The organism is Candidatus Tisiphia endosymbiont of Piscicola geometra (assembly GCF_964026415.1).
Lineage (GTDB): Bacteria > Pseudomonadota > Alphaproteobacteria > Rickettsiales > Rickettsiaceae > Tisiphia.
Genome location: NZ_OZ032144.1, coordinates 1,221,827 through 1,246,404, shown reverse-complemented (window position 1 = coordinate 1,246,404; position 24,578 = coordinate 1,221,827). Strand labels below are relative to the sequence as shown.

Sequence of the window (24,578 nt, the reverse complement as noted above, 5' to 3'; positions counted from 1 at the left end):
ATAAAGTTGATAATAAACTACCACATGAATTAGCATTTTGTGGTAGCGAGGGAGGGATTTGAACCCCCGACACGCGGATTATGATTCCGCTGCTCTAACCAACTGAGCTACCCCGCCGTGATGGAAAGAGCTTCAGAAAAATCACATGCTAGACAACTCCAAACAGATTATGTAAAATTTTAACGTTTAGAGAATTGAGTACTTTTTCTAGCTTTATGCTTACCATATTTTTTCCGTTCTACAACCCTTGAGTCTCTTGTTAAGAAACCGGATTTGCGTAAAATACTATGAAATTCTGGTGCAATTTTGTCAAGCGCTCTAGAAACACCGTGTAGTACAGCACCCAGTTGCCCTGATATTCCACCACCTCTAACAGTACATATTATATCATATTGCCCAGCAGTATTAGTTACAACAAATGGTCGCAAGAGAGATTTGGTATGAGCTTCACGAGTGAAATATTGCTCCATATTTTTTTTGTTGACAATTACCTTACCACTACCACTTTTTAACCAAACTCTAGCAATTGCACTTTTTCTTCTACCTGTACCATAAACTTTATTATCACTACTTCCTACAGGCGTTTTAGGCTTAACTAACTTACTCTGAACATCGCTTTTGGTTTTTTCGCTTTGAACCTTTAATATTGTCATAATTCACTATTTTTTATTCTTTGTATTTTTGCTTGCAAAATCATAAAACTCAGGTTGCTGAGCTTTATGTGGGTGTTCATTCTCTGCATAGACATATAGATTACCCATCTGCTTTGATCCCAAAACATTTCGCGTAATCATTCTTTTTACAGCAAGCTTAACGACACGTTCGGGATATTTACTAGACAGAATTTTTCCAGCTGTTGTATCCTTTATCCCACCTGGGAAACCAGTATGGCGATAATAAAACTTACCATCTTTAAGGTCTGATTTTTTACCTGTCAAGCAAATATGCTTGGAATTAATTATTATTACATAATCTCCACAATCTAAATGAGGAGTGAAGGAAGGCTTATGTTTGCCGCGTAAGATTTTAGCTACTTCACTAGCAAGTCTACCTAATACAAGGTCTTTAGCATCTATGACCCACCACTTTTTCTGAATTTGTGATGGTTTTGCAGAATAAGTTTTCACGTTATATATCTTTATTAATTAGAATTAATGTTATCATTGTCCTAGCCTAAGCTATACTAAATAGCATTATAACCACTATTTTGTCAAGATAAATGTAAATATATATTTTACATAGTTTCTTGACTAATCGACAAACATAATTTTTTTATCAGTAGCAAAATACATACTACCACAGCAGGTTTTTCCATGATATTCAATATTTTTAGTAATTTTAGCAATCTGTGGAGTGGTGCTTAAATTACCATTAACATCTGATTGGAAACTATATAATTCACCTTTAGTGGAAATAATATTTAAATTCCACTCTTCTGCCTCAGCTACCTTACCAATTATAGGAGTTAGGAATGATGAGGCTTTAACCTTTTTAATATCTTTCCCATCATTTAGATCTGCTACAAACTTGACTTTACCAAAATCAGTACTTATAGCAGCTATTTGTCCAGCATTATTTGTTATAAATAAACTATTACCCGCTAACAACATAGATTGCACATCATAAGCTTTGGTTTGCCAAAGAATATTACCCGTCATGATATCTAGCTTTACTATCTTACCAGCACTATTAGCTATATATATGTGAGAGTTATTGACAATAGGTTTGCATAATATAGATGCTGCCTCAAAATTTGGCAAGCCTATTTCTTGATGACTAGATAAATCGTTAGTCCATAGAACTTGACCGCTAGCTGCTTCTAGAGCAAGAATTTGTCCTGAATTATAGTTTACTATTACATGATTATTTTGTACTATTGGGCTAACATGGTAACTTGATGACAAAGTTTCTACTACACCTTCATGTTGCCAAACAAAATTTAAGTTATCAATATTAATCGCTAATATTTGATTAGTTACTGTTTGAACTACAATAGTATAATTATTAATTAATACCGGTTTTACTCTAGTAATATCAGGCAACTCTTTTCTGATTATTTCATGACCTGACCTACTATCTAATACTACCAAGAATCTTGAACCATAGGTAACATATAGTTTATCATTGTGGCATAAGATCCCTCCACCAATATAATAATCACTCTTGTTAGTGCTGATATTATATGACCACATAATAGATTTATCTTTCATAGAAAAAGCGGAAATATTACCTTTAGTATCAATGGTATAGGCAACAGCTTTATTAAAAACTGGCTCTGATATTATTTTATATTTTGCAACAGTATATTCCTTATTTTGCAGCTGTTCAGGGCTAAATATATTTATTTTTACAGCAGAATCTATTTGAATTGTTTCATTACTTTCTACAGATAATCTAGGAGTTAATTCTACAATATTTTTAATCTTTTTAGCTCCAAGACCACAAGAAGTTAGAAGAAAAGGTAGTAAGAAAATAATTAATCGTTGTTTTATCATAATTTAAGCCTTTGTTATTGTAAGCTCAATTCGATATAAGAATTAACAATTCTTATATCGAATTGGCTTGTTATGTGCAGAACCGCTTCAAGCCTGATTGTTTCTATATATTCCGGAAGTTTGATATAACTTGTTACATCGAACTTCCGATTATTGTAAGTTTGAAAGTAAAGCTTTAGCCTGCTCTTTAACTACTTGAGTTGTACTTTCTAGTGATATTACCTTTTTCAAAGTATTTTCTGCTAAATCTTTTGAGTTGTTGTTAATATACCAAATTGCTTTGATAATATTTGCAGTACCAAAGAATGGTTTATTCTCATCATCAAAATAATTTAAATATTCCTCGATTTCATTAATGTTTGCATTAGATAAATTTGTTTCGTCTATCATTAAACTTAACCAAACTAGACGTGCATATGCACTTGTTAATTCGGCATAATTCTTGTTATCAATAATTTTCTTTAATAAAGTTCTAGCCTCTATAAAATCTCCTTGTTGTATTTTTATACTGACTTGTTCGATAGCAGCAAGCTCTCCTACTTTATTATTACTTGTTTCAATTAAATTATCCAACGACTTTATGGTTAGGTCTTTGTTGTCATTGATAAGCGACATAGACTTAACTAAAATATCACCTGTCTTTTGATTATTCTTTATTTTCTTACCGTCAAGCCAATTGTTTATTAGCATAAATAATACGACTATTAGTGCGAGGATTATAGTTATAGGAAGAAGTTTTTTAAAGTAATAAAGTTTCTTTTCTTCATTTTTATCATTTAAGACTTCTTCTAAAATGTCAGTCATTATTATTTACCTTTTTGTTCATAAGAACCTAACGCTTACAAGCAAATTTGGTTCTTGCATCCTTAGCTCTTTTTATTGATGTAGCTGATCTACTCGGAAATTCTGTTTCAAGTTTATCAAGAATAGAGCATGCTTCTTGTATTTTCTTCAATTCCCCAAGAGATAATGCTAATTTTAACAATGAGTCAGAAGCTTTAGAACCTTTTGGTGATTGTTTGTAACCTTTTAGATAATTTATAGCCGCTTTATCAAACATATTACGTCTAAAAAAAGATTCTCCGTACCAAAAATACGCATTACTTACCAAAGGACTATTAGAGTAATTTTTTAAAAAATTTACAAATTTTTCTTCTGCATCGGTTAATTTATTATCTTTTAAAGAGGCAAGTGCTAAGTCATAAAGTTGCTTATCTTTTGCTATCCCCGAAATGGGTTTTGCAATATCATGCGACACAACTTCCTTTTGTACTTCTTTAGTAGCTGGTATTTCAAAGACATCTCCAACTATAGAATCATCTGCTAAATTTTTTGCTGTACTGGTATCCTCAGAACTTATTACCTCTTGTTTTGTAGAGCCTAAAATTCTCTCTAATTTGGCAATAGTATGTTCAATTATTTCGACTCTGCCAAGTAAGTGCTGATTCTCTTTCTCCAAAATATCTAATCTTTCTGTGCAATCATTAGATGAATTAAATTTCAAATCTTTTCTAGTAATTTGATTTCCAGCAAATACTTGCGTAGAAATCAAAATAATCAATAAATGTATAGCAATTGCTTTCATGAATTAATATTTAATTTAATATATTGTAAAACCATCTGAGTATACTAGAAAAATTATAGTAATCCACTTAAACAACTTTTGGCATCTGTTGCAATATAAAGTTTTTCACTTTCTCAAATGCTGTGTTCTCAATCTGCCTAATTCTTTCCTTAGAGATTTTATATTCAATACTAAGAGTATCAAGAGTTTTTGGAGAATCTTTTAATTTACGCTCAGTGAGAATATGTAATTCACGATCATTTAATATCTTCATCGCTTGTGTTAGCAAATTATGTTTGTTAACAGAATCCTCTTGGCTAATTAATCTTAGCTCTTGACTTGGACGGGTTTCCGGTAAAAATTCAATTAGCTCGCTATCACTGTTATCATTTCCACTATTTACCAAATTATTCAATGATAAATCTGGACTAGATAACCTAGAATTCATTTCACTAACTTCATTCTTAGTCACTCCAAGTTCTTGAGCAATTTGAACAAAATCTTGATCTGTAACAGCTCTTGAATATAGGTTAGCAATTTTATGCTTAATTTTACCAAGACTAAAGAATAACTTTTTTTGTGCTGCTGTAGTACCCATTTTAACCAAAGACCAAGATCTTAAAACATATTCATGGATTGAAGCTTTAATCCACCACAAAGCATAAGTAGACAAGCGAAAACCTAAATCAGGATTATATTTCTTTACTGCTTGCATAAGACCTAAATTCCCTTCTGACACAAGCTCATTTAGAGGTAGTCCATAATTTCTATATCTAACGGCAATTTTTGCTACCAATTTCAAGTGACTAGTTACTAGCTTATGAGCAGCTTCTAGATCATTCTGCTCAAGATAGGCTTTGGCAAGTAGAAACTCTTCTTCTTGTGAAAGTGACGGAATTTTATTGATCTTTTGCAAATATTGATAAAACCCTGATTCTGCAGAAATTACTGGCACACTGATTTTGTTAGTCATATAATACCTTTAAAATAGATTCCTTTACTTAGGGGATATACTAGAATGGGTACATAATATCATAAGTTTAAAATATTTTAAATAGACTTCTTGTAAAAAATTGAAATTTGACTTTTTTACAAAAAGAGAGCAACATAGTGTTACAAAAATCTAATAGAAATTTTGCCTTAGCCCTAGTTAGTTTAGTACTTAGCATGGTTTTTTTAAGCTTTGCATCAATACCAATTTACAATTTATTTTGTAAAGTCACTGGATATGGTGGTACTACCACAAAACAAGAACTCAATATATATTCTCCTAAAAAAGGAACTAGAGTGATAACTATAGAATTTGATTCTAATGTTGACAGTAAATTACCTTGGCGATTTATTCCTAAACAAAGAAGGGCTACAGTTATCCCAGGACAAAATACACTAATTTTTTATGAGTCTGAAAATCTAAGTAACGATGATATAATAGGAACTTCCATTTATAATGTTACACCTAATAAAGCTGGTAAATACTTTGTTAAAATACATTGTTTTTGTTTTGAAGAACAGTTATTAAAAGCAGGAGAAAAAATGTTGATGCCAGTGACATTTTTTATAGACTCTGATTTTGAGGAAGATAAAGAAATGAATGATGTGGATACAATAACCTTATCTTATAGTTTTTATAAGGTAAGAACCATTGAAAAAGATTCAATGAAATTCAAATAATAATTTAAGAAGTAGAAATTTAGTATATATTTATATAGCTAACCCGATTAGCATTACTTCGTCATTGTGAGGAGTAGCATTGCTACGACGAAGCAATCTAGATCCAATCGTCTTCTTGGATTGCTTCGTCGCCACCAAAGTGGCTTCTCGCAATGACAACAATTTACTATGGCTAAATACTAATCGGGTTAGCTATAGATGATTTTAATAAAAAAAGTTAATTATTTTATGACCCTAACAATTCATTCCCAAGAAAACTTTAAGAAAATGCATATTGCAGGTAAACTTGCTGCAGAAACCTTAGATTTCATTACTAATTATGTAAAACCAGGAGTGAGTACGATCTATTTAAATGATCTTTGCCACGATTTTATTGTGTCCAATAATGCAATCCCTGCACCTTTGAACTATAACGGCTTCCCAAAGTCAATTTGTACTTCTGTTAATCATGTAGTATGCCATGGTATTCCAAATGATAAACTCCTTAAAAATGGCGATATAATAAATATTGACGTTACTGTAATTGTCGATGGATGGTATGGTGATACTAGTAGAATGTATTATGTTGGTGATGTAGGAATTAAAGCAAAACGCTTAGTACAGGTTACTTATGATGCTATGATGATAGGAATTGAACTAGTAAAACCAGGAGTACATTTAGGAGATATCGGAAATGCTATACAAACTTATGTTGAAAAACATAATTATTCCGTTGTTAGAAATTATACTGGTCACGGGATAGGGCGTATATTTCATACAGAACCAACTATTCTACATTATGGCAAAGCTGGCACTGGCTTGGTCTTGGAGGAAGGTATGTTTTTTACTATTGAACCAATGGTAAATGCTGGACATCACTCCACTCATCTAAGTAAATTAGACGGTTGGACAGTTACAACAAGTGATAAATCATTATCAGCACAATTTGAACATAGTTTAGGCGTAACCAAAGATGGTTTTGACATTTTTACTTTATCACCAAAACATTTGACATATCCGCCTTATAAAACAGACTTATTGTAAAACTAAATATGAAAGATGATATACCCCATTATATTGGGCATAGACAACGCTTAAGACAACGTATTATTGTTTCTGCAGAAAATCTTGCAGATTATGAATTACTTGAAATGATATTATTTTCTGTAATACCTAGAAAAGATGTAAAACCATTAGCAAAGGAATTATTAACACAATTTGGTAGTCTCGCTAATTTAATAAATACAGATAAAGAAAAATTGCTTAATATTAAAGGAACTAATGATAATTTATATGTAAATTTTGTCATTATGCGTGAACTAACTAACAGAATGCTAAAACAAAAAGTAATAAATCAAAATGTAATTAGTTCTTGGAACGTTCTAATAGACTATCTAAAAGCAACGATGGGTAGCATGAAAACAGAACAATTTCGTATCTTATTTTTAAATAAAAAGAATGTCCTAATTGCTGATGAAATTTTAAGTCAAGGCACTATAGATCAGGCAACAATATATCCAAGAGAAATAATTAAAAGAGCTTTATTTAATGAAGCTGGTGCAATTATATTGGTACATAATCATCCAAGTGGTGTTAGTAAGCCTTCAAATACTGATATTGAACTAACACACAAAATAGTAGAAACTTGTGCTAATATGAACATATCGGTTCATGACCACGTAATTATTACAGCCAATGAATATTTCAGTTTTAAATCTAATATGCTGTTATGAGTAACTTTATTAATTATAGTTTTTTGTTTTTATTATCTTTTATAGCAACAAGCTTTCTTACTTGGCTATTGATTTCTAGTCTTCCATCTTTTGGAGTGGTGGATATACCAAATCCACGTAGAGTACATAGTAGAATCACACCAAGAGGAGGTGGACTTGCGATAGTTATAGTGGTAATAATTGCTCTTATCGCCTATGAATATTTTTCAACAAAAACTCTGATAAACTCAATTAAAATTGTACCTTTACTGCTGATCATTTCCAGCATTTCATTTTTAGATGATCTTATTTCCATTCCGATATTTGTAAGACTAATTTTTCACATAATTTGTTCTACAATAGCCATTTTCCTATTTTTATTTCCAGTAGTATTATTTCATCACGAATTACCTTTATATATTGATTTTATGCTATCTATAATAGGATTGATTGTCTTTTTAAATATTTATAATTTTCTTGATGGAATAGATGGTATTAGTGGTGCTGAATCTATTCATTTATCGATCACTATATTGATACTTTGTTATCTAAAATCTGATATAATAATAAATATAAATTTTATAATTGTGCTTAACATCATTATATTAGCATGTTCCATAGGTTTTTTGATATTTAACTGGCATCCTGCTAAAATCTTTCTAGGGGACGTAGGTAGTATAAGCTTAGGATTTTTATTAGGTTTATGTTTGCTACTTATTTCAGCATCTAGTGTTCATTTGTTTGTTGCCTCATCTATTGCTAGCTTATATTACCTAGCAGATGGAGGATTAACCATACTAATTAGACTAGTTAATAAGGAGAAAATTTGGCAACCTCACTTAAAGCATTTTTTTCAAAAAGCAGTCAGAAATGGTAAAAGTCATAAGGAAGTAGTGAGTAGAATTATAATATGCAATATATTACTTATGGTATTATCAATCATTTCTCTGTACTTTCCTTTATTATCAATTATCTTTGCTATATTAGTAGTAATGGTTACAATAATTAATTTTGCCCATGAAACCGCTTAGCCATGACATCAACATAATTATTAGACGAATCTTTGGTAAACAGCACCCATTGCTTGCAGAAATTATGATTAATTGGAGCAAGATTGTTGGACCAAAATTTAGTAGCAAAACTAGCCCCTTAAAAATATCTAGCCCTAAAGAGAAAGGGCAGAGAATAAATATTTTACATGTACAAGTGGAAAATTCGAGCATCGCCTTAGAAATATCATTTCACCAACAGATAATTATTGAGCGTATTTCCGTTTATCTAGGTTTTAAGGCCATACATAGTTTAAGAACTACAATATATGCTACAAGAAATAACTAGAATAGACTTCTATTTTCATCAAGTATTATCCTGAAATCTTGGAAATATAGCTTTTGGCTGGCTAATGTTACTACCTGGAATTAAAATAAACTCCTTTGTTAAATGTTTAAACATTCTCTGACTTTTTGGTACACCAAGCTGATCAAGCATTTTATTAGCCGAATCAGGAATAAATGGCTGTAACATTACAGCAATATATCTTAGTGTCTCAAGTAGCGTATATAACACCTCATTCATCCTTATAGGATCAGTTTTTTTTAACTGCCAAGGGGCTTCTCGATCTATATAAATATTGGCTTCTTCGGTTAAAGTAATAATATTTTCTAACACAGAATTAATAGCAAAAGTCTTAGTGAACAATGAATTTTCTGATATAATTTGGTGGGATAGCTTCATTAAAAATGACTCATAAATGCTATCGATAGATTCCTTGCCAATTGACGGAATTTTTGTCTCGTTGTTATTATAAACAAAGGCTAGAGTTCTTTGCAATAAATTACCAATTTTATTAGATAACTCACTATTCACTCTATTGATTAAGCTACTACGAGAATAATTACCATCTGAGCCAAATATTACCTCTCTCATCAAATAATACCTAACTGGATCTAAACCAAACTCTTTTATTAATTGCAATGGATCAATTACATTCCCTATAGATTTAGAGATTTTTTGTCCTTCATTAGTCCACCACCCATGTGCCATAACACATTTTGGTAGCGGCAAGCCAGCTGCCATCAAAAATGCTGGCCAGTATACGGCATGAAAGCGTAATATATCTTTACCGACTATATGAACATCAGCCGGCCAAAATTTGTTATACTTGCTTGTATCATTTGGATATCCTAAAGCCGAAATATAGTTGGTTAGTGCATCAAGCCATACATATATTACGTACTTTTCATCATTTGGTACTTTAATTCCCCACTTAAAACTAGAACGTGATATAGATAAATCATGCAATCCGGATTTGACAAAACTAATAACTTCATTACGTCTAGTACTTGGTCTGATAAAATCAGGGTTGGCATCGTAAAAATCTAATAATTTATCTTGCCATTTTGATAGGGCAAAAAAGTAACTTGGTTCTTCAAGCCATTCAACAGGAGCTTTAGTCGGAGCTAGTCCATCTTCTGTTAATTCTGATTCATCATAAAAAGCCTCATCACGCGTCGAGTACCAGCCTTTATAGCTATCAAGGTAAATATTGCCACTATCCAGCAATTTTTGCCATAGACTACTTACTGCTTGTTTATGCCTAGCTTCTGTAGTTCTAATAAAATCATCATTAGAAATGTTCATTGAGTGCATTAATGTACGAAAAGTTTCAGATACTGTATCGGTAAATATTTGTGGTTCAACATTTTTGACAATAGCAGATTTTTCTACCTTTTGACCATGTTCATCAGTACCGGTCAGAAACATTACCTCTTTACCTGATAAACGCATAAATCTTGCTATTACGTCAGACACAACGCTTGTATAAGCATGCCCTATGTGAGGTATATCATTAACATAATAAATAGGGGTGGTAATATAATATGTATTTTTCATAATGAATTTATAATGGATAAACCTATATTTGTTATAGTTATTCTTGCTAAATATGTATACTATAAAAATAGTTAATTTGAGCCGCTTGTTGCCGATGAAAGCAAGCCAGTGTCATTTCGAAATCAAGCAGTCACAAGTATACATTAGAATAAGAATGTAAATCTTTTGACCTAAGGGTGAATAAGATGGAGTTTAGAAAAATATATTTTGTAACGTGCTACATCTCTTGTAAGAAGAGGAATATTTAATACAGACGCATGTGCTCCGATAAAGAAATCTAGTAATACGGAGTTTTTCTTGCCACTATTTGCTTTTTTATATTGTATAAAAACTTTTCCTGCTAAAAATAGGGCTTCTTTAGGGATAGGAAGAACTTTAAAATTATCGCCGATTATTTCTTCAAGTTCTTCAATTCTTTCAAATCCTACTGAAACTTCTGTATATATATAATCATTAATTGCTAATTCATGAAATTGCGATAATTTTAACAATTGGTTAGAAGACCAATTGTACCAACTAGCATCACAGGTGATAATATCCAATAATATATTACTGTCAACTAAGATCATGATCTAGTTAATTTCATTATGGTATCAGTAGACATTTTTACTGTGCTTTTTCTAGACATATGCAATATTAATTTATTACCTCTATTATTTTGATTTTGATATTTTTTTAATAGAACGCCATCTTCTCTTTCTATAAAAGTGATTTCTGTATCTGGCAAGAAGCCAAATTTACTTCTAATATCTATAGGTATAGTTATTTGCCCTTTACTAGATACTTTCATAATTATTACCTGTGCTTTCGTTGTGCTATAAAATGTAAGTGTCAGCTCATCGCAGCTACCTTAACGCTAATTGTATCGGCTAGTGTTATTAAGAAATTTTCTATCAGAAATATAAGCGGCACTTTATCGCTTGTTCCCTAACACTGAGCCGTATTTAAGCAAAGCAGTAGCTGAAACAGTTATAGTTACCTCACTTGTACTTGGTTCTGCAACTGGTATATTAACCGCACTATCATTAGCATTTACAGGTGATCCCATCATCAATCTAGGCACTGGCATTCTCCTTGCTTCAGGATCAACATTTATTATAGTAAATCCATCGTATTCTTTACCAAGAGCTTTAGCTACACGTGTAGCTCGTTGCTTTAGTTTTGCAATAGCAGCTTCTATCATAGAATCTCGGATGACTTCTCTTTTTTCATTAGAAAGAGTATAATTTAAACTTTGTATTAATAGCCCTTCATTCTGTAATTTTCCAATTAATGTCAATAAAGCCTCAGATGATTTGCTTTTCAGTGATAATACCTGAGTACCACGCCACATTTTTTTCTTTACTTCATCTTTTTTATTATCAATATTTTGGTCTTGGTTATATTGGTAAACATAATATTGTTCTGTTGATACAGTAATATCTTCAACTTCTTTAGCCATTTTTACTGCTTTAGACATCATTAGGTTAATCTCATCCTGTATATATTTTAGATCAACTCCCTCTTTTTCTATTCGCATACTAGATATAAGTAAATCTTCTTTTACATCCATTTGTTCAGTAACAGATATATTAAGATACGAACCATTCTGATTTGTTGGGAAATCTTTAGACTGCATAGCAATTACCGGTAAAGTAAATGATATTAACGCTATAGTAATAGTAAGAAGACTTTTATACATAATACTACCACTATAATAGTTTTGTTTTTTGAGGTTATCCAAAACGCTCCATCTTATTTCAAAAAAAAGCACTCCCCCACTAGAACCCAAAAAACATCCAGTTTATCCACGGGGATTTATGCTTAGACTCTATAAGTCTAGTATACGTTATAAGTAAAGAACTTACAAGTAAGAATCTTACTATTCTTATTAAAAAATACATATCTACAGCCATGAATGTGTATTTGCTAGTATGCTTCAATAGTGTCTTGGGTTGGTGAATAATTATTGTCACCCTCTAACTTCATCTCTTGTGAACAATTAGTAAAATTACCTATAATTGCTTCAGAATTAGGGTTATTGTGAATTATATTACCATCTCTAGAAATTATTTCTATCCATTGACTAATCTCTTGATCTGTCAGATTATTAGCTACAAAATATTCTATCTCCTTAGAGAGATCAAAATGGGGTCAAAGCATAAATCCCAGCAGATAAACTAGAAACCTATGAATTTGCAAATTCACATCTAATATTTTTTATTAATTGTACTATTTTTTTAAAAGTTCAGGAATATATTGTTAAATATTTCATTTGCTAATAATCTTGTTGTTATATCAATAGAAATAAGATTATTAGCGATAATAGATTAAAATGCATTCGTGTCAGCCGCTTCAAGAATGCATTTTTCTGAATATTCTAGCCAGTTTAGGATTAAAACAACTTTTAAAGTAGGGGGAATTATATGAAACATTATACATTATTAGAGCAAGAGTTAGAGCAAATTTTTCAAATTAATAACGTGATTAACATACTTTATTGGGATATCGCAGTAAATATTCCGCATGGATCAATTGATAGTAGAACAAGTGAAATAGCCCTACTATCTTCCATAGCCCGCTCTAGGTTACAATCAAAAAAATTAGCTGAACTAATAGAATCTGTCTCTGAAAACGTGAACACTCTTGATGTTTGGCAGTTAGCTAATTTAAGAGAAACAAAAAGACGAATTACAGAATCTACATGTATAGATGATGATTTATGGAAAATGTATGTTACTGCTAGTGCAAAATGTGAGTTAATTTGGCGAGATGCTAGAAAAAATAATGATTATCTATCACTTAAACCTTACCTACAAACAGTATTAGATTGCGTACAAAAAATGGCTAAATCTAAAGCCCATGCACTAAACTGTTCTGTATATGATGCTTTACTTGACACATATGATCCTGAACGTACACTTGATGAAGTTAAAGTAGTGTTTAATAATCTAAAAAAAACTATACCAGAATTAATTAGTCAAATAGTAGAAAAACAAAGTAAAGAAAATGTTCTACCTATCACTAATAGTATTAGTGAAGCACAACAAAAATTAATTGCTAAAAGGCTTATGGAAATAATGGGTTTTAACCTCACTAAAGGTAGGTTAGATGAATCAACCCATCCATTTTGTAGGGGTACTCCTGATGATGTTAGGTTAACTAATAGATATAATGAGCATAATTTTATTTCAGGGATTATGGGGATTATGCATGAAACTGGTCATGGTTTATATGAACAGGGCTTGCCCAGCAAATATAAAAACCAACCAGTAGGTAAGGCTAAAGGTATGGCTGTCCATGAAAGTCAATCTTTATTTATGGAAATGCAAGTAGGTAGATCAGGAGAATTTTGTCAATATCTATCAAAGCTACTTAAGGATGAATTTGGATTCAAAGGACTAGAATATTCTGCAGAAAATCTTTACAAATTAATGACAAGAGTCAAACTAGGTTTTATTAGAGTAGAAGCAGATGAAGTGACTTATCCAATGCATGTAATAGTTAGGTTTGAACTAGAAAGATTGCTAATTAGCGGAGATCTATCTTTGAATGATCTACCACATTATTGGAACAATAAGATGCAGGAATATTTAGGCATTACTCCACAGAACGATAAAGACGGATGCTTACAAGATATACATTGGCCAATGGGCAGTTTTGGTTATTTTCCATCCTATACTAATGGAGCAATTATTGCTTCAATGGTCATGAAAAAAGCACAGGAAGTTAATCACAATATAAAAAAGGAAATAACAAGAGGAGAATTCAATGGTGTAAACCAATTCTTAGATAATAATATTAGAAGCTATGGCTCATTAAAAAATACCAGTGAATTAATTAAAGACGCTACGGGTGAAGATAGCATTCAATCGGAAATATTTTTAAAATATCTCCAACAAAAATATTTATAACTTATTTAACCTCAAGTATCTGTAACAAGTTAATATTAGGCTCAGTATTATCGCCACCCCTGCGAAAGCAGGGGTCTAAAAAAATAGCCAAGAAGACTATTCAACATTTTTAGACCCCGAATCCGTCATTCACACCGAAGGCTCTCAATGTAGTACTAAGCTAAAGCTTTTACTTGAATAATCATGAGAGTAATATCAAGAAAAACTCTTAGGATCAATATCTATTTTCAAATGACAAAAAGCAGGGATTTTGATTAAACTTAACCATGTTTGTAAAAATTTTTGTAAATTAAATTTCCTATCCACTATGATTAGAATACGGTAACGAAACTTTCCTGCTAATTTAAACATCAATGCACTAGATGGTCCGAGTATTCTAGCTGAACTTTTTGGTGCAATTGCAACTAGAGTTTTGGATATTTCAAGCACTTTATGCTCATTTTTTCCAGACAAAATTATTGATGCCATTTTGGTGAAAGGAGGCATATTCTCTGCTTGCCTTGTTTTAAGTTCATATTGTAAAAACTGATCTCCTCCATTTTTTATATAACTAAATATAGCATTATCTGGATAATAAGTTTGCATTAATACTAGACCTTTTTTATCTTCTCTTCCTGCCCTACCTCCTACTTGGTGAAGTAGTTGATAATTGCGTTCACTTGACCGCAAGTCTCCACTACTAATAGCCCCAAGATCAGCATCAACAACACCTACTAAAGTAAGGTTAGGAAAGTGATAACCTTTAGTAATCATCTGAGTACCAATTAGAATATCAACCTCAGAATGCTCCATTTTATATAGTAATTCGCGGATCTTTTCAGGTTTTTGGGCATAATCTTTGCTAATTACCGCAATTTTACTATCGGGAAAAAGATGCCTAGTTTCTTCTTCAATTCTTTCAATCCCAGGACCACAAACAGTTAAAGAGTCTTCTTCCCGACAATCCGGACAAAAAATATGAATCCTACTTTGATAACCACAATGGTGACATTCAAGTTTTTTGCTAGATTTATGTACCACTAACCAAGCAGAGCAAGAATTACAAGTAAAACGATAACCGCAAAGTTTACATAACATCAAAGGGGCATAACCCCTACGATTCAAAAATAATAACACCTGCTCTTTGCTTGCTAGCTTTTTACCTATTAATGCTATTAATTCCTTAGATAAGTAAGAATTTTTTGATAATTTCTCCTTTTTCATATCAATTATTTGAATTTCTGGCAAAGTTGCCTCCTGGTAACGATTTGACAATTCAATTAATTGATATTTATTGGTACTTACGTTATAAATTGTTTCAATAGACGGAGTAGCCGAGCATAATACTACTTTTATTTTGGATAAGCTTCCCCGCAATACCGCTACATCGCGAGCATTATATAATATACCATCATCTTGCTTATAAGAACTATCATGCTCTTCATCAATAATAATTAATCCAAGATTACTATACGGTAGAAATAGACTACTTCTAGCACCAATTATAACTTTAATTTCATTGTTGAGCAAACCTCTTAAAATCATCTTTTTCTGAGCTTTAGTAATCGCAGAATTCCATATTACTGGCTGAAAGCCAAAGCGTACTGTAAAACGATTTATAATTTGCTGACTTAAAGCAATTTCTGGTAACATGATCAATATTTGGTTACCTTGCTTCAAATAATCAGCCAATAGATGAAAGTAAATTTCTGTTTTACCTGATCCGGTTACTCCCTTAATAATTGATGGTTTATCCGATTGACTTAATAGAGAAAGTGCTTCTTGTTGCTCTACTGAAAGAGTTGGTAAAATAAAATCTTTGTTTAATTCTTGATGCTTTATTTTTATAGGTTGCTGGGCAATATCGATCGGCAAAGTCAACTTAGCAACTGAACCAAGTGAAGTCATATAATAATTAGCAGCCCATTTAATTAAATCTAATATTTCCTGATTAAACCTAAATTCAAGTGGCACTTTTTGTTTAATAGATTTGATTTTACTAGTTCCCTCTGAAACTTCAGTATCTAATTGCCAAACTATACCCGTTAATTCTTTATTCCTAAATGGGACAACTACTAAATCTCCTATAGCTAATTTTAATCCATTTGGAATTAAATAATCCAACGGGAAAAGCTTAGCTAATGGCAATAATATTTTTGCAACTTGCATTGAAATTCATTTTCAGGTCATTTGAGTATACCATATACTATACACTAATTAGCAGAAGCACTAATAAAAAAATATAATAAATTCCTAGTAATATTCTAGTTTTTAGTTTAACTTGTATAGCGATTTAAAATATTATGGTTTTTATGGAAGATATTAACTATTGGGACAACTCAAAGTATGAATATTGTCAGTATGCTACTAGGCTATTGAACAAACTCTGTAAGATAAATGAGGAAGTAAACAGACCAATAAATATTGACGAAGTTAAAAAAGCTATTTATTACGCCAAAAAATATCACGGCAGTCAAATGAGACAGTCTGGCGAACCCTATTACTCGCATCCAATTGAAGTAGCGTATATGGTAGCGGGAATATGCAGCATCAGAAATTCCACGCTATTTCAGAACTGATATGATTGTTACCAGTATACTGCATGATACTATCGAGGATACAAAACTGACCGAAAAGATGATTGAATATATTTTTGGAAGTGTAATAGCTAGTCAAGTAGAAGCTTTAACTAGGGTTAAACCTCACGGCAAGATTAGCTCCAAAGAGATTTTAAATTTATTATATCAACAAAAAAAATATGATGTAGCATTTATTAAAATTTTTGATCGAATTCACAATTTACAAACTATAGGAATTAAGTCACCTGAAAAAGCTAGGAAGATTATTGAGGAAACTATAGAAGAATTTATACGTCTAGCTATATACTTAGAAGCAATTGGTTTAGAAAAAAAACTAATAGAGCTATGTTATCAATATTTACCTACTATATCATCTAAGCAATATTTGCTACAGAGTCTACATAAGTTTTCTTTTCAGAAAGATTTCCAGCATCTTTCTCGAGTTTAATAAAATATGATAATCCATATGTACAACCTACAATTGTTGGGATTGTAATAAAATACAATCCCCAATGACTAAAATAATCTGTTAAATACACAAGGCTAACAGAAGTAATAAGATATACTAAAGCTCGGGATGCAGCGTATATCGCACTAGTATAAGTAAAACGTTTAAAGATTGGAAGAAAATGCTTAAAGAATATTGCATTAGCTGGTGATGCTTCGCATGCAGTAAATAATAGTAAAGACTGAATTATCAATATATCAAAGCCAGTTGTTGCATTATTCAATAAATATGGAATCATTAGGAAATATATGGAAACTAAAATTAATCTTATCTTTAATATCACTAGTGGATGATATTTATTGGTGAAATACAGCACAAAAATCATGTTTCCTAGTAATATAGCAGATACAATAAAGTTATTGTAAATAATTTGTTCGGCTGTATAGTGAAATGAATATTTTAAAATATTAGCACAATGTATATAAGTAAAATAAAAAATTACTGGCCATATACAATCTACTAACAGTAAACTTATTGTTGTTTTCCAATTAGTTTTTTCTTGAATATTGAGAGTATCTTGCATTACATGTTCAACGTCAATGTTAGATCCTATACTTTTTAACTGTTGAAAAGTTTTGTTTAATCGACGTTTAGCGTCGGCAAATTCAGGCGTTTCTCGCAACGTTGTCCTAGCAATCATACCAACTAATGCCACACCTGCACCAAACCAAAAAGCCAGTCGCCAATTAAGAGCATAAGAAATAACTAGAGAGGCTACACCTAGAGCAGCAAACCCTCCAAAGGCAGCACAAAAAACTATTATAGCTACAGACACATATCGTTTTGGTGGTTGTAGATATTCTGTTAGATATAATTGAGCTCCTGTGATTTCCCCCATAGAAGTCATACCTTGTACAATACGACATATTGTCACCAGCCAAGCTGCAGTAATCCCTATTTGAGCAAAAGTTGGCAAATTAGCCATGACAAAACAAGATATTGCCATTAAAAAAGTTGTAATGACTACAGATGCTTTCCTTCCTACATTATCGCCTATCCAACCAAATATTAATGCACCAAATGGTCTAAGCAAGTAAGTAGAACAAAAAGCAGCGGCTGAAAGAAGAGTAGCCGTATGTGGGTCAGTTTTTGGAAAAAACAACTCATTAAGCAATACCGCCATATGCACATAAAGCATTAAGTCAAAATATTCAAGAAATGTCCCTATTGAGAGTAATCCAACAACCTCTTTTTGTTCTCTAGTCAAACGAGTATGTTTTTGCATAACCTTATTATCTGCTTGAATAATTTTGCTCATATAGTTGTTTAAACCTCACTGTTATGTTATCTATAGTTAGCTATAATAATTACTTGCTTCAATAATTATTATATGCGTCACAATTAGAAATCAGTAATACAAATAATAAAGCAGAAAAATAATTAATCAAATGGTTTAACAATAACCATAACAACAGCCACTATCATCAATAGTGCTGGTACTTCATTAATGATACGATAAAATCTTTCAGAATGATTATTTTTGCCTTCAACAAAATTCTTCCTCCATCTAGCTAATAAACCATGAAAAATAGTGATACCTAGAACTGCTGTCATTTTTACGTAAAACCATGTTCCTAAAGCTACTAATCCATATATATAACTGTTAATTATACCTAAGGTATAAGTGCTGATCATAGCCGGATTCATAATGATTCTGAGTAACCTACTTTCCATTAACTGAAACATCTTGTCAGTTTCACTACCTACTACAACTTTAGTGTGGTAGACATATAATCTTGGTAGGTATAGTAAACCTATCATCCAAGAAATTGCTGATACAAGATGGAATGCTTTAAACCATAAATAATAACTAGCCATTAATTTTATCCCTTTACTTAGTTTTTTAAATTACAAGGACACATAGTAAAATTATAAGGACATATTCTTTTATTAATTGAACTACATATCAAATTTTTTGTATCGAAACTATAATTAACTAAATTTGATACCATTTTAGTTATACTGTTGATGAACAATTTATTTGTTCCAAGAGCAGGAGTCCTAATATATTCTATCTTGTACTTACCAGCAATCTTTCTATATTCAATGTCTAATTCTACCAGTGTTTCAACATGTTCTGATACAAATGCTATTGGGACTATTATAAGAGATTTATCTTCTTTTCCTGCTATCTCAATTTCATCCTCCGTATTAGGTTTAAGCCATTCCACTGGACCAACACGACTTTGATAAGTTATTTTATAATCTAAATTATCTATGCTAAGCTTAGATACCAAACTTTCTACGGTCTTTTCAATCTGCCACTGATATGGATCTCCTGCTTTTATTATTTTTACAGGCAGACCATGAGCTGAAAATAATATACGAAAGTTTTTTTTGTTTTTCAATTTTTTAAATGATTGCTTTATTAATGATAAATGAGCTTCAATAAATTCGTCATCGATAGGGTAGCAACAAATAGTTTTAATATGTCGGGAATATTCACTTTTATTTTTATAAAGAGAAGACATAAAATCTTTAATCGAAGATCCAGTAGTGGTGCTAGAAAAATGTGGGTATAATGGTAACAATATTATTTCTGAAGGGTTATACTCATTTATTTTTCTTACCGCTTCTTCGGAATCAGGATAAGAATAACGCATTGCTATAAAAATCTTAAAATCCTCATTCAGAGTTTGTTTTAACTTCTCTGTAATAGCATCTTTTTGAGATTCTGTTTCTTGTAAAATAGGCGAATTATTACCTACTAGAGAATATATTTTCTGAGATTTTTTATTTCTAGTAATTGATATTATCTTAGCAAGAATAAACCTTAGGGGATTTGGCAAGTTAATAATTGCCTTATCATAAAATAAGTTAAATAGAAATCGTTTGACTGAGTTTAAGCTATTTGGTCCACCAAGGTTAAAAAGTACGATGGCTATTTTTTTTTGAGATATTTTAGTATTTAAATTCTCTAACATAATTAACTAAAAACTCAACATTTTCAACTGGTGTATTTGGCAAAACACCATGTCCAAGATTAAATATAAAATTTCTTTCTTTAAAATTTGCAATTATTTTACTTACCTTTTCTGCGATAATTTCTTTATTAGTAAGCAATATAAATGGGTCTAAATTACCTTGTACAACAATTTTCTCACTCCATAATTTCATGGCACTAGCTGGTACAAACTGATCTGCTCCAATAGCATCCACTCCGGTATTAACAATATATTTTTCATATAAAAGCCCAGAACCTCTTGGAAAACCTATAATTGGTAAATGTGGAAACTGTTTTTTTAAAGCTAATACTATTTTTTTTGTTGGTTGCACTACAAACTGATCATATTCTGCTTCTTCTAATATCCCTGCCCATGAATCGAATAATTGTACTAAGTCTGCCCCAGCTTTTACTTGTTCCTTTAAATGAATAATAGTTTTTTCAGTAATAAAGTCTAGAAGTTCTTGTGCTAAGTTATTATTTTCATAAATAAATTTTTTACTTGTTTCAAAACTTTGTTTGCCTCTTCCTTCAAGCATATAAGTCATTACCGTCCATGGACTACCGGCAAAACCTATCAATGCAGTATCAACTGGTAATTTTGCTTTAGTTTTATTGATTATTTCATAAATTACATTTAGTTTTCCATTAGAATTTCCTTCAAGATATTTAAAATCTTCTTTTGATTGAAATTTACGTAATATTGGTCCTATATTTTCTTCAAATTTTACATCCCATCCAAGTGCATCAGGTAAAACCAAAATGTCAGAAAAAATTATAGCAGCATCAAATCCATACCTTCTTATTGGTTGTAAAGTCACCTCTACAGCCTTATCAACATTATAACATAAATCTAAGAAACCACTAACAGTTTTTCTTATTTTTTGATATTCAGACAAATATCTACCAGCTTGACGCATTAACCAAATAGGTACAAGATCATTTTTTTTCTTAAAAGTTTGTAAAAGCTGATTCATGAAATAACCCATAATAATATATATTTATATATAATATTTTTTTAGTTGATATAGATATTGTTAATATGTAGATTAATTATATATACACATAGTTATACACATTTTTTTATTGCTAAATTACCAGTGAAGTTTATTGATTATAATTATTACTCACATTATTCATAGGATTATTTTTTTAGTGGATAATTCATAGTGTTTTATGTGTGTAGAATGAGAAAACGTGAAAGATATTAGATATCTAGCATTTTACACACAAAATTATCCACAAAATTATTCTTTAAATTATAGAGGTTATTAACCTCTATATACGGGATATATATGGGTAGTTATTGGTTACTTTTAATATAGAGATTAAAATATGAATAAAAATTATCCACAAAGACTAATAAACTATGAATAAGCTGATTATTCACTTAGTTTCAGACTCTTCAGTGCAAACAGTTAAACATGCAGCTAATACTGCTTTGTCACAATTTAGCAAAATTGAGTCAAAATTATATCATTGGCCAATGTTAAGAAATGCAGAATCATTAAATGAGGTTTTGAAAAAAATCAAGATGAAACCAAGCATTGTATTATACACTATTTTAGATCACGAACTAAGAAGAAATTTAACTAAATTTTGTTATGATTTAAAAATTCCTTGTATCTCTGTTGTAGGTAGAATTGTAAAAGAAATTTCAGTTTTTTTAGGTGTAGAAACAGAAGAAAGTTTAGTTTATGATTATAAATTTGATGAAGGTTATTTTGATAAGATTCATGCTATTGATTATACTCTTAGACATGATGATGGTCAGATGACTAGTGAATTAGATGAAGCTGATATTATTCTGATTGGTCCTTCTAGGACATCAAAAACTCCAACTTCCGTATATCTAGCATATAATGGATTTAAAACAGCAAATGTACCTTATATTCATGGTTATCCGTTTTTAGACTTGTTAGGCAGCATTACGAAACAGCTTGTAATTGGTTTGATTATTAACCCAACTCGGCTAATTGAAATAAGAGAAACTAGAATGCATTTGTTACAGATGAGTGATAATACTAATTATACAGATTTTAAAACAGTCCAAGAAGAATGTATGCAAGTAAAACAAATTTGCGAGCAACAAGGGTGGCCAATAATTGATGTTTCAAGAAGATCTGTAGAAGAAACTGCTGCTGTAGCTATGAAACTTTATTATGATCGTAAGAAATATGTTCTTAACAATTTAAATACTAACATTTTTAAGTAAACTTAAAGCAGTCATTTACAATAAGAATATTACTTAGTATGATTATAATTGTTAAAACACAGGGATGTTATCGCCACGTAGGTAGAGGAATCTAGAAAAATAGCAGGCTGTTGAGTATTATGCCTCATAGTTAAAAAAAACAGCTTCGTTGTTTACCTAGATCGTCACGGCATCTAAAGAGCCTTGCTATGACGATTATAGAAAAATGTAGGGTCCTATGATTATGCTTACGCGGGGATGACATCGAAGGTGTTTTTTATTCGGTATTTAATAATTCAAAAAATAAGAGATTATGGCAAGTAATATAACAGATGATTCTTTTAATAAGGAAGTTTTAGAGTCCACCACACCTGTATTAGTTGATTTTTGGGCTGAATGGTGCGGACCATGTAAAATGTTAACACCTATTATTGAAGAATTAAGTAAGGAATTAGTGGGCAAAATAAAAATCGTTAAAATGGACATAGATCAAAATCCCAATATACCTTCAAGTTTAGGTATTCGTAGTATACCTACAATGATTTTGTTTAAAGATGGGAAACAATTAGCTACTAAGACTGGAGTATTCCCCAAAAATGTTATTGAAGAATGGATTAACTCTTCAGTAAAAATATAAATCATATTTTTAACATATGACGTCTAAACTAGTATTTATAGAGATATCTGATGGTTGTGTAGAAGGAATCAATAACCAACAAAGGGTAGAAAGTTTAAGACACTTTTTTATTAAAGGAGGTAAACTTTTTCCTTCGTCAATTCCTATCTTAAATAATATAAATCTTTCCTGTCAAAGAGGCGAAAAAATTGCCTTTATTGGTAGCAATGGTTCAGGTAAGAGTTCTTTGCTTAAAGTAATTGCTGGAATTTATCCATTAAAGTTTGGAAAAATTAAAGTTCATGGTAACTTTGCCGCCATTATTGAGATGGGAGTAGGTTTTGAATTAGAGCAAACTGGCAGAGAAAATATCAAAATGCTTATGATTTATAATAATATGTTAGGTAAGTACAGTAAAGAACTGGAACAAGAAATTATAGATTTTTCTGAGCTAGGGAATAAAATAGATTTACCGGTAAAAAATTATAGCTCTGGTATGTTATCAAGATTGGCTTTTTCTGTATCGGCTTTTCAAGATTCAGATATTCTTTTACTAGATGAAGTTTTTGCTGCTGGTGATAGTCATTTTATTGAGAAGTCGACCAATTTTATGAAAAACAAGTTACAAAATATACCTATTCTAATATTAGTAAGTCATCAAGAAAATATTATTAAGGAGAATTGCAATAGATGTGTGTTATTAAAAGAAGGTAGTATTATCGCAGATGATAATCCAAATGAAATACTAAAAATTTACAATAGTGGAAATTATTAATGATAAAGTATTTTTTTTCCAAGAAATATTGGTTGTCAGTGGTGTTATTAACCCAAGCTTCTATATCTCGTCAAAATAAAGATTCTTTTTTAGGTTCGTTATGGGGTTTAGTACAACCTTTCGTACAAATAATGATCATCTCATATTTTTTTGGATTTTTACTTAAGTTACCAAGAGAAGCAATGATTATGAACCTGGTCGGTGGTTTACCGTTATGGACATTTATTGTTAGTAGCTTAAATATATCATCAAATTCATTAATTAATCGTAGTGGTATTATAAAAAAGGTAATAATTTCTAGGACTATCTTTCCTATATCGGATAGTTTAACACAAGTTTATACCCTAATTTATTCGTTTATAGCTATGTATATAGCTTTTATTATTTTATATCCCGAAAGATTCAGTATATATATACTTTTCGTGCCAGTTCTTGTATTACCTTTGGTTATTTCTGTAATTAGTAGTTCTATCGTATTTGCATTTTTGACTCCTTATATACGTGATGTTCCACAGGTATTAAATTTGATTTTGAATGTTGCATATTGGACTATACCAATAGTATACCCATATTCTATGGTACCAGAATCAAAGAAAATATTTTTTGAAATTAACCCCCTTTTTCTTGTAATAAGACCAGTTCAATTCTTAGTAATAGAAGGAGTACTGCCAGATGTATTTATGATTATAAAATCCTTTATTATAGCCGGTATTGTTTCATTTTTCAGTTATCTTGGCTACAGATTTTTTTCTAAAAATGTCATATATTATATATAGC

Annotated in this window: 26 protein-coding genes and 1 tRNA gene; 11 read left to right on the top strand and 16 right to left on the bottom strand. The window is 30.9% G+C overall.

What is annotated here, in order from left to right:
- Positions 1–40 precede the first annotated feature (40 nt).
- From AAGD26_RS05990 to rpoH, 7 genes are all read right to left on the bottom strand, one after another.
- Positions 41–117, bottom strand: a tRNA-Met gene (locus tag AAGD26_RS05990).
- A gap of 62 nt (positions 118–179) precedes the next feature.
- The gene (gene rpsI, locus AAGD26_RS05985) at positions 180–653 is read right to left on the bottom strand and encodes a 30S ribosomal protein S9 (protein ID WP_341751496.1); all 474 of its coding nucleotides are present in this window, start codon (positions 651–653) and stop codon (positions 180–182) included.
- Between the two features lie 6 nt (positions 654–659).
- Positions 660–1,127, bottom strand: coding sequence for a 50S ribosomal protein L13 (rplM, locus tag AAGD26_RS05980; RefSeq protein WP_341748112.1), 468 nt, complete (start codon positions 1,125–1,127; stop codon positions 660–662).
- 123 nt (positions 1,128–1,250) lie between these two features.
- The gene (locus tag AAGD26_RS05975; RefSeq protein WP_341752330.1) at positions 1,251–2,492 is read right to left on the bottom strand and encodes a PQQ-binding-like beta-propeller repeat protein; all 1,242 of its coding nucleotides are present in this window, start codon (positions 2,490–2,492) and stop codon (positions 1,251–1,253) included.
- Between the two features lie 153 nt (positions 2,493–2,645).
- Complete coding sequence (locus AAGD26_RS05970) at positions 2,646–3,299, bottom strand: DUF2659 family protein (protein WP_341748111.1); 654 nt, start codon at positions 3,297–3,299, stop codon at positions 2,646–2,648.
- Positions 3,300–3,327: 28 nt separating this feature from the next.
- Positions 3,328–4,080, bottom strand: coding sequence for a tol-pal system protein YbgF (gene ybgF / locus AAGD26_RS05965; protein WP_341751495.1), 753 nt, complete (start codon positions 4,078–4,080; stop codon positions 3,328–3,330).
- A 67-nt stretch (positions 4,081–4,147) separates the two neighbouring features.
- Positions 4,148–5,032 (bottom strand): RNA polymerase sigma factor RpoH, encoded by an 885-nt coding sequence (gene rpoH, locus AAGD26_RS05960; RefSeq protein ID WP_341751494.1) that lies wholly within the window; start codon positions 5,030–5,032, stop codon positions 4,148–4,150.
- A 137-nt stretch (positions 5,033–5,169) separates the two neighbouring features.
- On the opposite strand from rpoH, the gene AAGD26_RS05955 reads away from it, so the two are divergent.
- The 5 genes from AAGD26_RS05955 (at position 5,170) to AAGD26_RS05935 (ending at position 8,759) form a co-directional block, all read left to right on the top strand.
- On the top strand, positions 5,170–5,730 hold the full coding sequence (locus tag AAGD26_RS05955; protein ID WP_341751493.1) for a cytochrome c oxidase assembly protein: 561 nt from the start codon (positions 5,170–5,172) through the stop codon (positions 5,728–5,730).
- A 228-nt stretch (positions 5,731–5,958) separates the two neighbouring features.
- Complete coding sequence (gene map / locus AAGD26_RS05950; protein ID WP_341751492.1) at positions 5,959–6,753, top strand: type I methionyl aminopeptidase; 795 nt, start codon at positions 5,959–5,961, stop codon at positions 6,751–6,753.
- A gap of 8 nt (positions 6,754–6,761) precedes the next feature.
- Positions 6,762–7,442 carry a RadC family protein gene (gene radC / locus AAGD26_RS05945; RefSeq protein ID WP_341751491.1) on the top strand — a complete coding sequence of 227 codons (681 nt, stop codon included), beginning with the start codon at positions 6,762–6,764 and terminating at the stop codon, positions 7,440–7,442.
- Positions 7,439–8,452: a UDP-phosphate alpha-N-acetylglucosaminyltransferase gene (locus AAGD26_RS05940; protein ID WP_341751490.1), complete on the top strand. Its 1,014-nt coding sequence runs from the start codon at positions 7,439–7,441 to the stop codon at positions 8,450–8,452. The genes radC and AAGD26_RS05940 overlap by 4 nt, the downstream gene beginning before the upstream one ends.
- On the top strand, positions 8,439–8,759 hold the full coding sequence (locus tag AAGD26_RS05935) for a DUF721 domain-containing protein (protein WP_341752329.1): 321 nt from the start codon (positions 8,439–8,441) through the stop codon (positions 8,757–8,759). Before AAGD26_RS05940 ends, AAGD26_RS05935 begins: the two co-directional genes overlap by 14 nt.
- Positions 8,760–8,777: 18 nt before the next feature.
- Here AAGD26_RS05935 and metG read toward each other — a convergent pair whose 3' ends face one another.
- From metG to AAGD26_RS05915, 4 genes are all read right to left on the bottom strand, one after another.
- Positions 8,778–10,313 carry a methionine--tRNA ligase gene (metG, locus tag AAGD26_RS05930; protein ID WP_341751489.1) on the bottom strand — a complete coding sequence of 512 codons (1,536 nt, stop codon included), beginning with the start codon at positions 10,311–10,313 and terminating at the stop codon, positions 8,778–8,780.
- A gap of 170 nt (positions 10,314–10,483) precedes the next feature.
- A complete protein-coding gene (locus tag AAGD26_RS05925) occupies positions 10,484–10,882 on the bottom strand; it encodes a type II toxin-antitoxin system VapC family toxin (protein WP_341751488.1) in 399 nt (132 codons plus the stop codon).
- Positions 10,879–11,103 (bottom strand): AbrB/MazE/SpoVT family DNA-binding domain-containing protein, encoded by a 225-nt coding sequence (locus AAGD26_RS05920; RefSeq protein ID WP_341751487.1) that lies wholly within the window; start codon positions 11,101–11,103, stop codon positions 10,879–10,881. The genes AAGD26_RS05925 and AAGD26_RS05920 overlap by 4 nt, the downstream gene beginning before the upstream one ends.
- Before the next feature lie 123 nt (positions 11,104–11,226).
- On the bottom strand, positions 11,227–11,994 hold the full coding sequence (locus tag AAGD26_RS05915) for an SIMPL domain-containing protein (RefSeq protein ID WP_341751486.1): 768 nt from the start codon (positions 11,992–11,994) through the stop codon (positions 11,227–11,229).
- A gap of 724 nt (positions 11,995–12,718) precedes the next feature.
- Here AAGD26_RS05915 and AAGD26_RS05910 point away from each other — a divergent pair.
- Positions 12,719–14,206 carry a carboxypeptidase M32 gene (locus AAGD26_RS05910; RefSeq protein ID WP_341751485.1) on the top strand — a complete coding sequence of 496 codons (1,488 nt, stop codon included), beginning with the start codon at positions 12,719–12,721 and terminating at the stop codon, positions 14,204–14,206.
- A 195-nt stretch (positions 14,207–14,401) separates the two neighbouring features.
- Here the strand turns inward: AAGD26_RS05910 and AAGD26_RS05905 are convergent, their stop codons facing one another.
- Positions 14,402–16,354 carry a primosomal protein N' gene (locus AAGD26_RS05905; RefSeq protein WP_341751484.1) on the bottom strand — a complete coding sequence of 651 codons (1,953 nt, stop codon included), beginning with the start codon at positions 16,352–16,354 and terminating at the stop codon, positions 14,402–14,404.
- A 411-nt stretch (positions 16,355–16,765) separates the two neighbouring features.
- Here AAGD26_RS05905 and AAGD26_RS05900 point away from each other — a divergent pair, with 411 nt between their 5' ends.
- A complete protein-coding gene (locus AAGD26_RS05900) occupies positions 16,766–17,212 on the top strand; it encodes an HD domain-containing protein (protein ID WP_341751483.1) in 447 nt (148 codons plus the stop codon).
- On the opposite strand, the gene AAGD26_RS05895 is transcribed toward AAGD26_RS05900, so the two are convergent.
- The 4 genes from AAGD26_RS05895 to hemE all read right to left on the bottom strand — a co-directional run bounded on the left by AAGD26_RS05895 (position 17,139) and on the right by hemE (position 21,193).
- Positions 17,139–18,530 (bottom strand): MFS transporter, encoded by a 1,392-nt coding sequence (locus tag AAGD26_RS05895; RefSeq protein ID WP_341751482.1) that lies wholly within the window; start codon positions 18,528–18,530, stop codon positions 17,139–17,141. The genes AAGD26_RS05900 and AAGD26_RS05895 overlap by 74 nt on opposite strands.
- Before the next feature lie 122 nt (positions 18,531–18,652).
- Positions 18,653–19,090, bottom strand: a complete 438-nt coding sequence (gene hemJ, locus AAGD26_RS05890) for a protoporphyrinogen oxidase HemJ (RefSeq protein WP_341751481.1) — start codon at positions 19,088–19,090, stop codon at positions 18,653–18,655.
- Positions 19,091–19,107: 17 nt separating this feature from the next.
- A complete protein-coding gene (gene hemH / locus AAGD26_RS05885) occupies positions 19,108–20,196 on the bottom strand; it encodes a ferrochelatase (RefSeq protein WP_341751480.1) in 1,089 nt (362 codons plus the stop codon).
- The gene (gene hemE / locus AAGD26_RS05880) at positions 20,174–21,193 is read right to left on the bottom strand and encodes a uroporphyrinogen decarboxylase (protein ID WP_341751479.1); all 1,020 of its coding nucleotides are present in this window, start codon (positions 21,191–21,193) and stop codon (positions 20,174–20,176) included. The genes hemH and hemE overlap by 23 nt, the downstream gene beginning before the upstream one ends.
- Positions 21,194–21,585: 392 nt before the next feature.
- Here hemE and AAGD26_RS05875 point away from each other — a divergent pair, with 392 nt between their 5' ends.
- From AAGD26_RS05875 to AAGD26_RS05860, 4 genes are all read left to right on the top strand, one after another.
- Positions 21,586–22,431 carry a pyruvate, water dikinase regulatory protein gene (locus tag AAGD26_RS05875; RefSeq protein WP_341751478.1) on the top strand — a complete coding sequence of 282 codons (846 nt, stop codon included), beginning with the start codon at positions 21,586–21,588 and terminating at the stop codon, positions 22,429–22,431.
- A gap of 292 nt (positions 22,432–22,723) precedes the next feature.
- Positions 22,724–23,047: a thioredoxin gene (trxA, locus tag AAGD26_RS05870; protein ID WP_341751477.1), complete on the top strand. Its 324-nt coding sequence runs from the start codon at positions 22,724–22,726 to the stop codon at positions 23,045–23,047.
- A 16-nt stretch (positions 23,048–23,063) separates the two neighbouring features.
- Positions 23,064–23,801, top strand: coding sequence for an ABC transporter ATP-binding protein (locus AAGD26_RS05865; RefSeq protein WP_341751476.1), 738 nt, complete (start codon positions 23,064–23,066; stop codon positions 23,799–23,801).
- Positions 23,801–24,577, top strand: a complete 777-nt coding sequence (locus AAGD26_RS05860) for an ABC transporter permease (RefSeq protein WP_341751475.1) — start codon at positions 23,801–23,803, stop codon at positions 24,575–24,577. Before AAGD26_RS05865 ends, AAGD26_RS05860 begins: the two co-directional genes overlap by 1 nt.
- The last annotated feature ends 1 nt before the right edge of the window (position 24,578 follow it).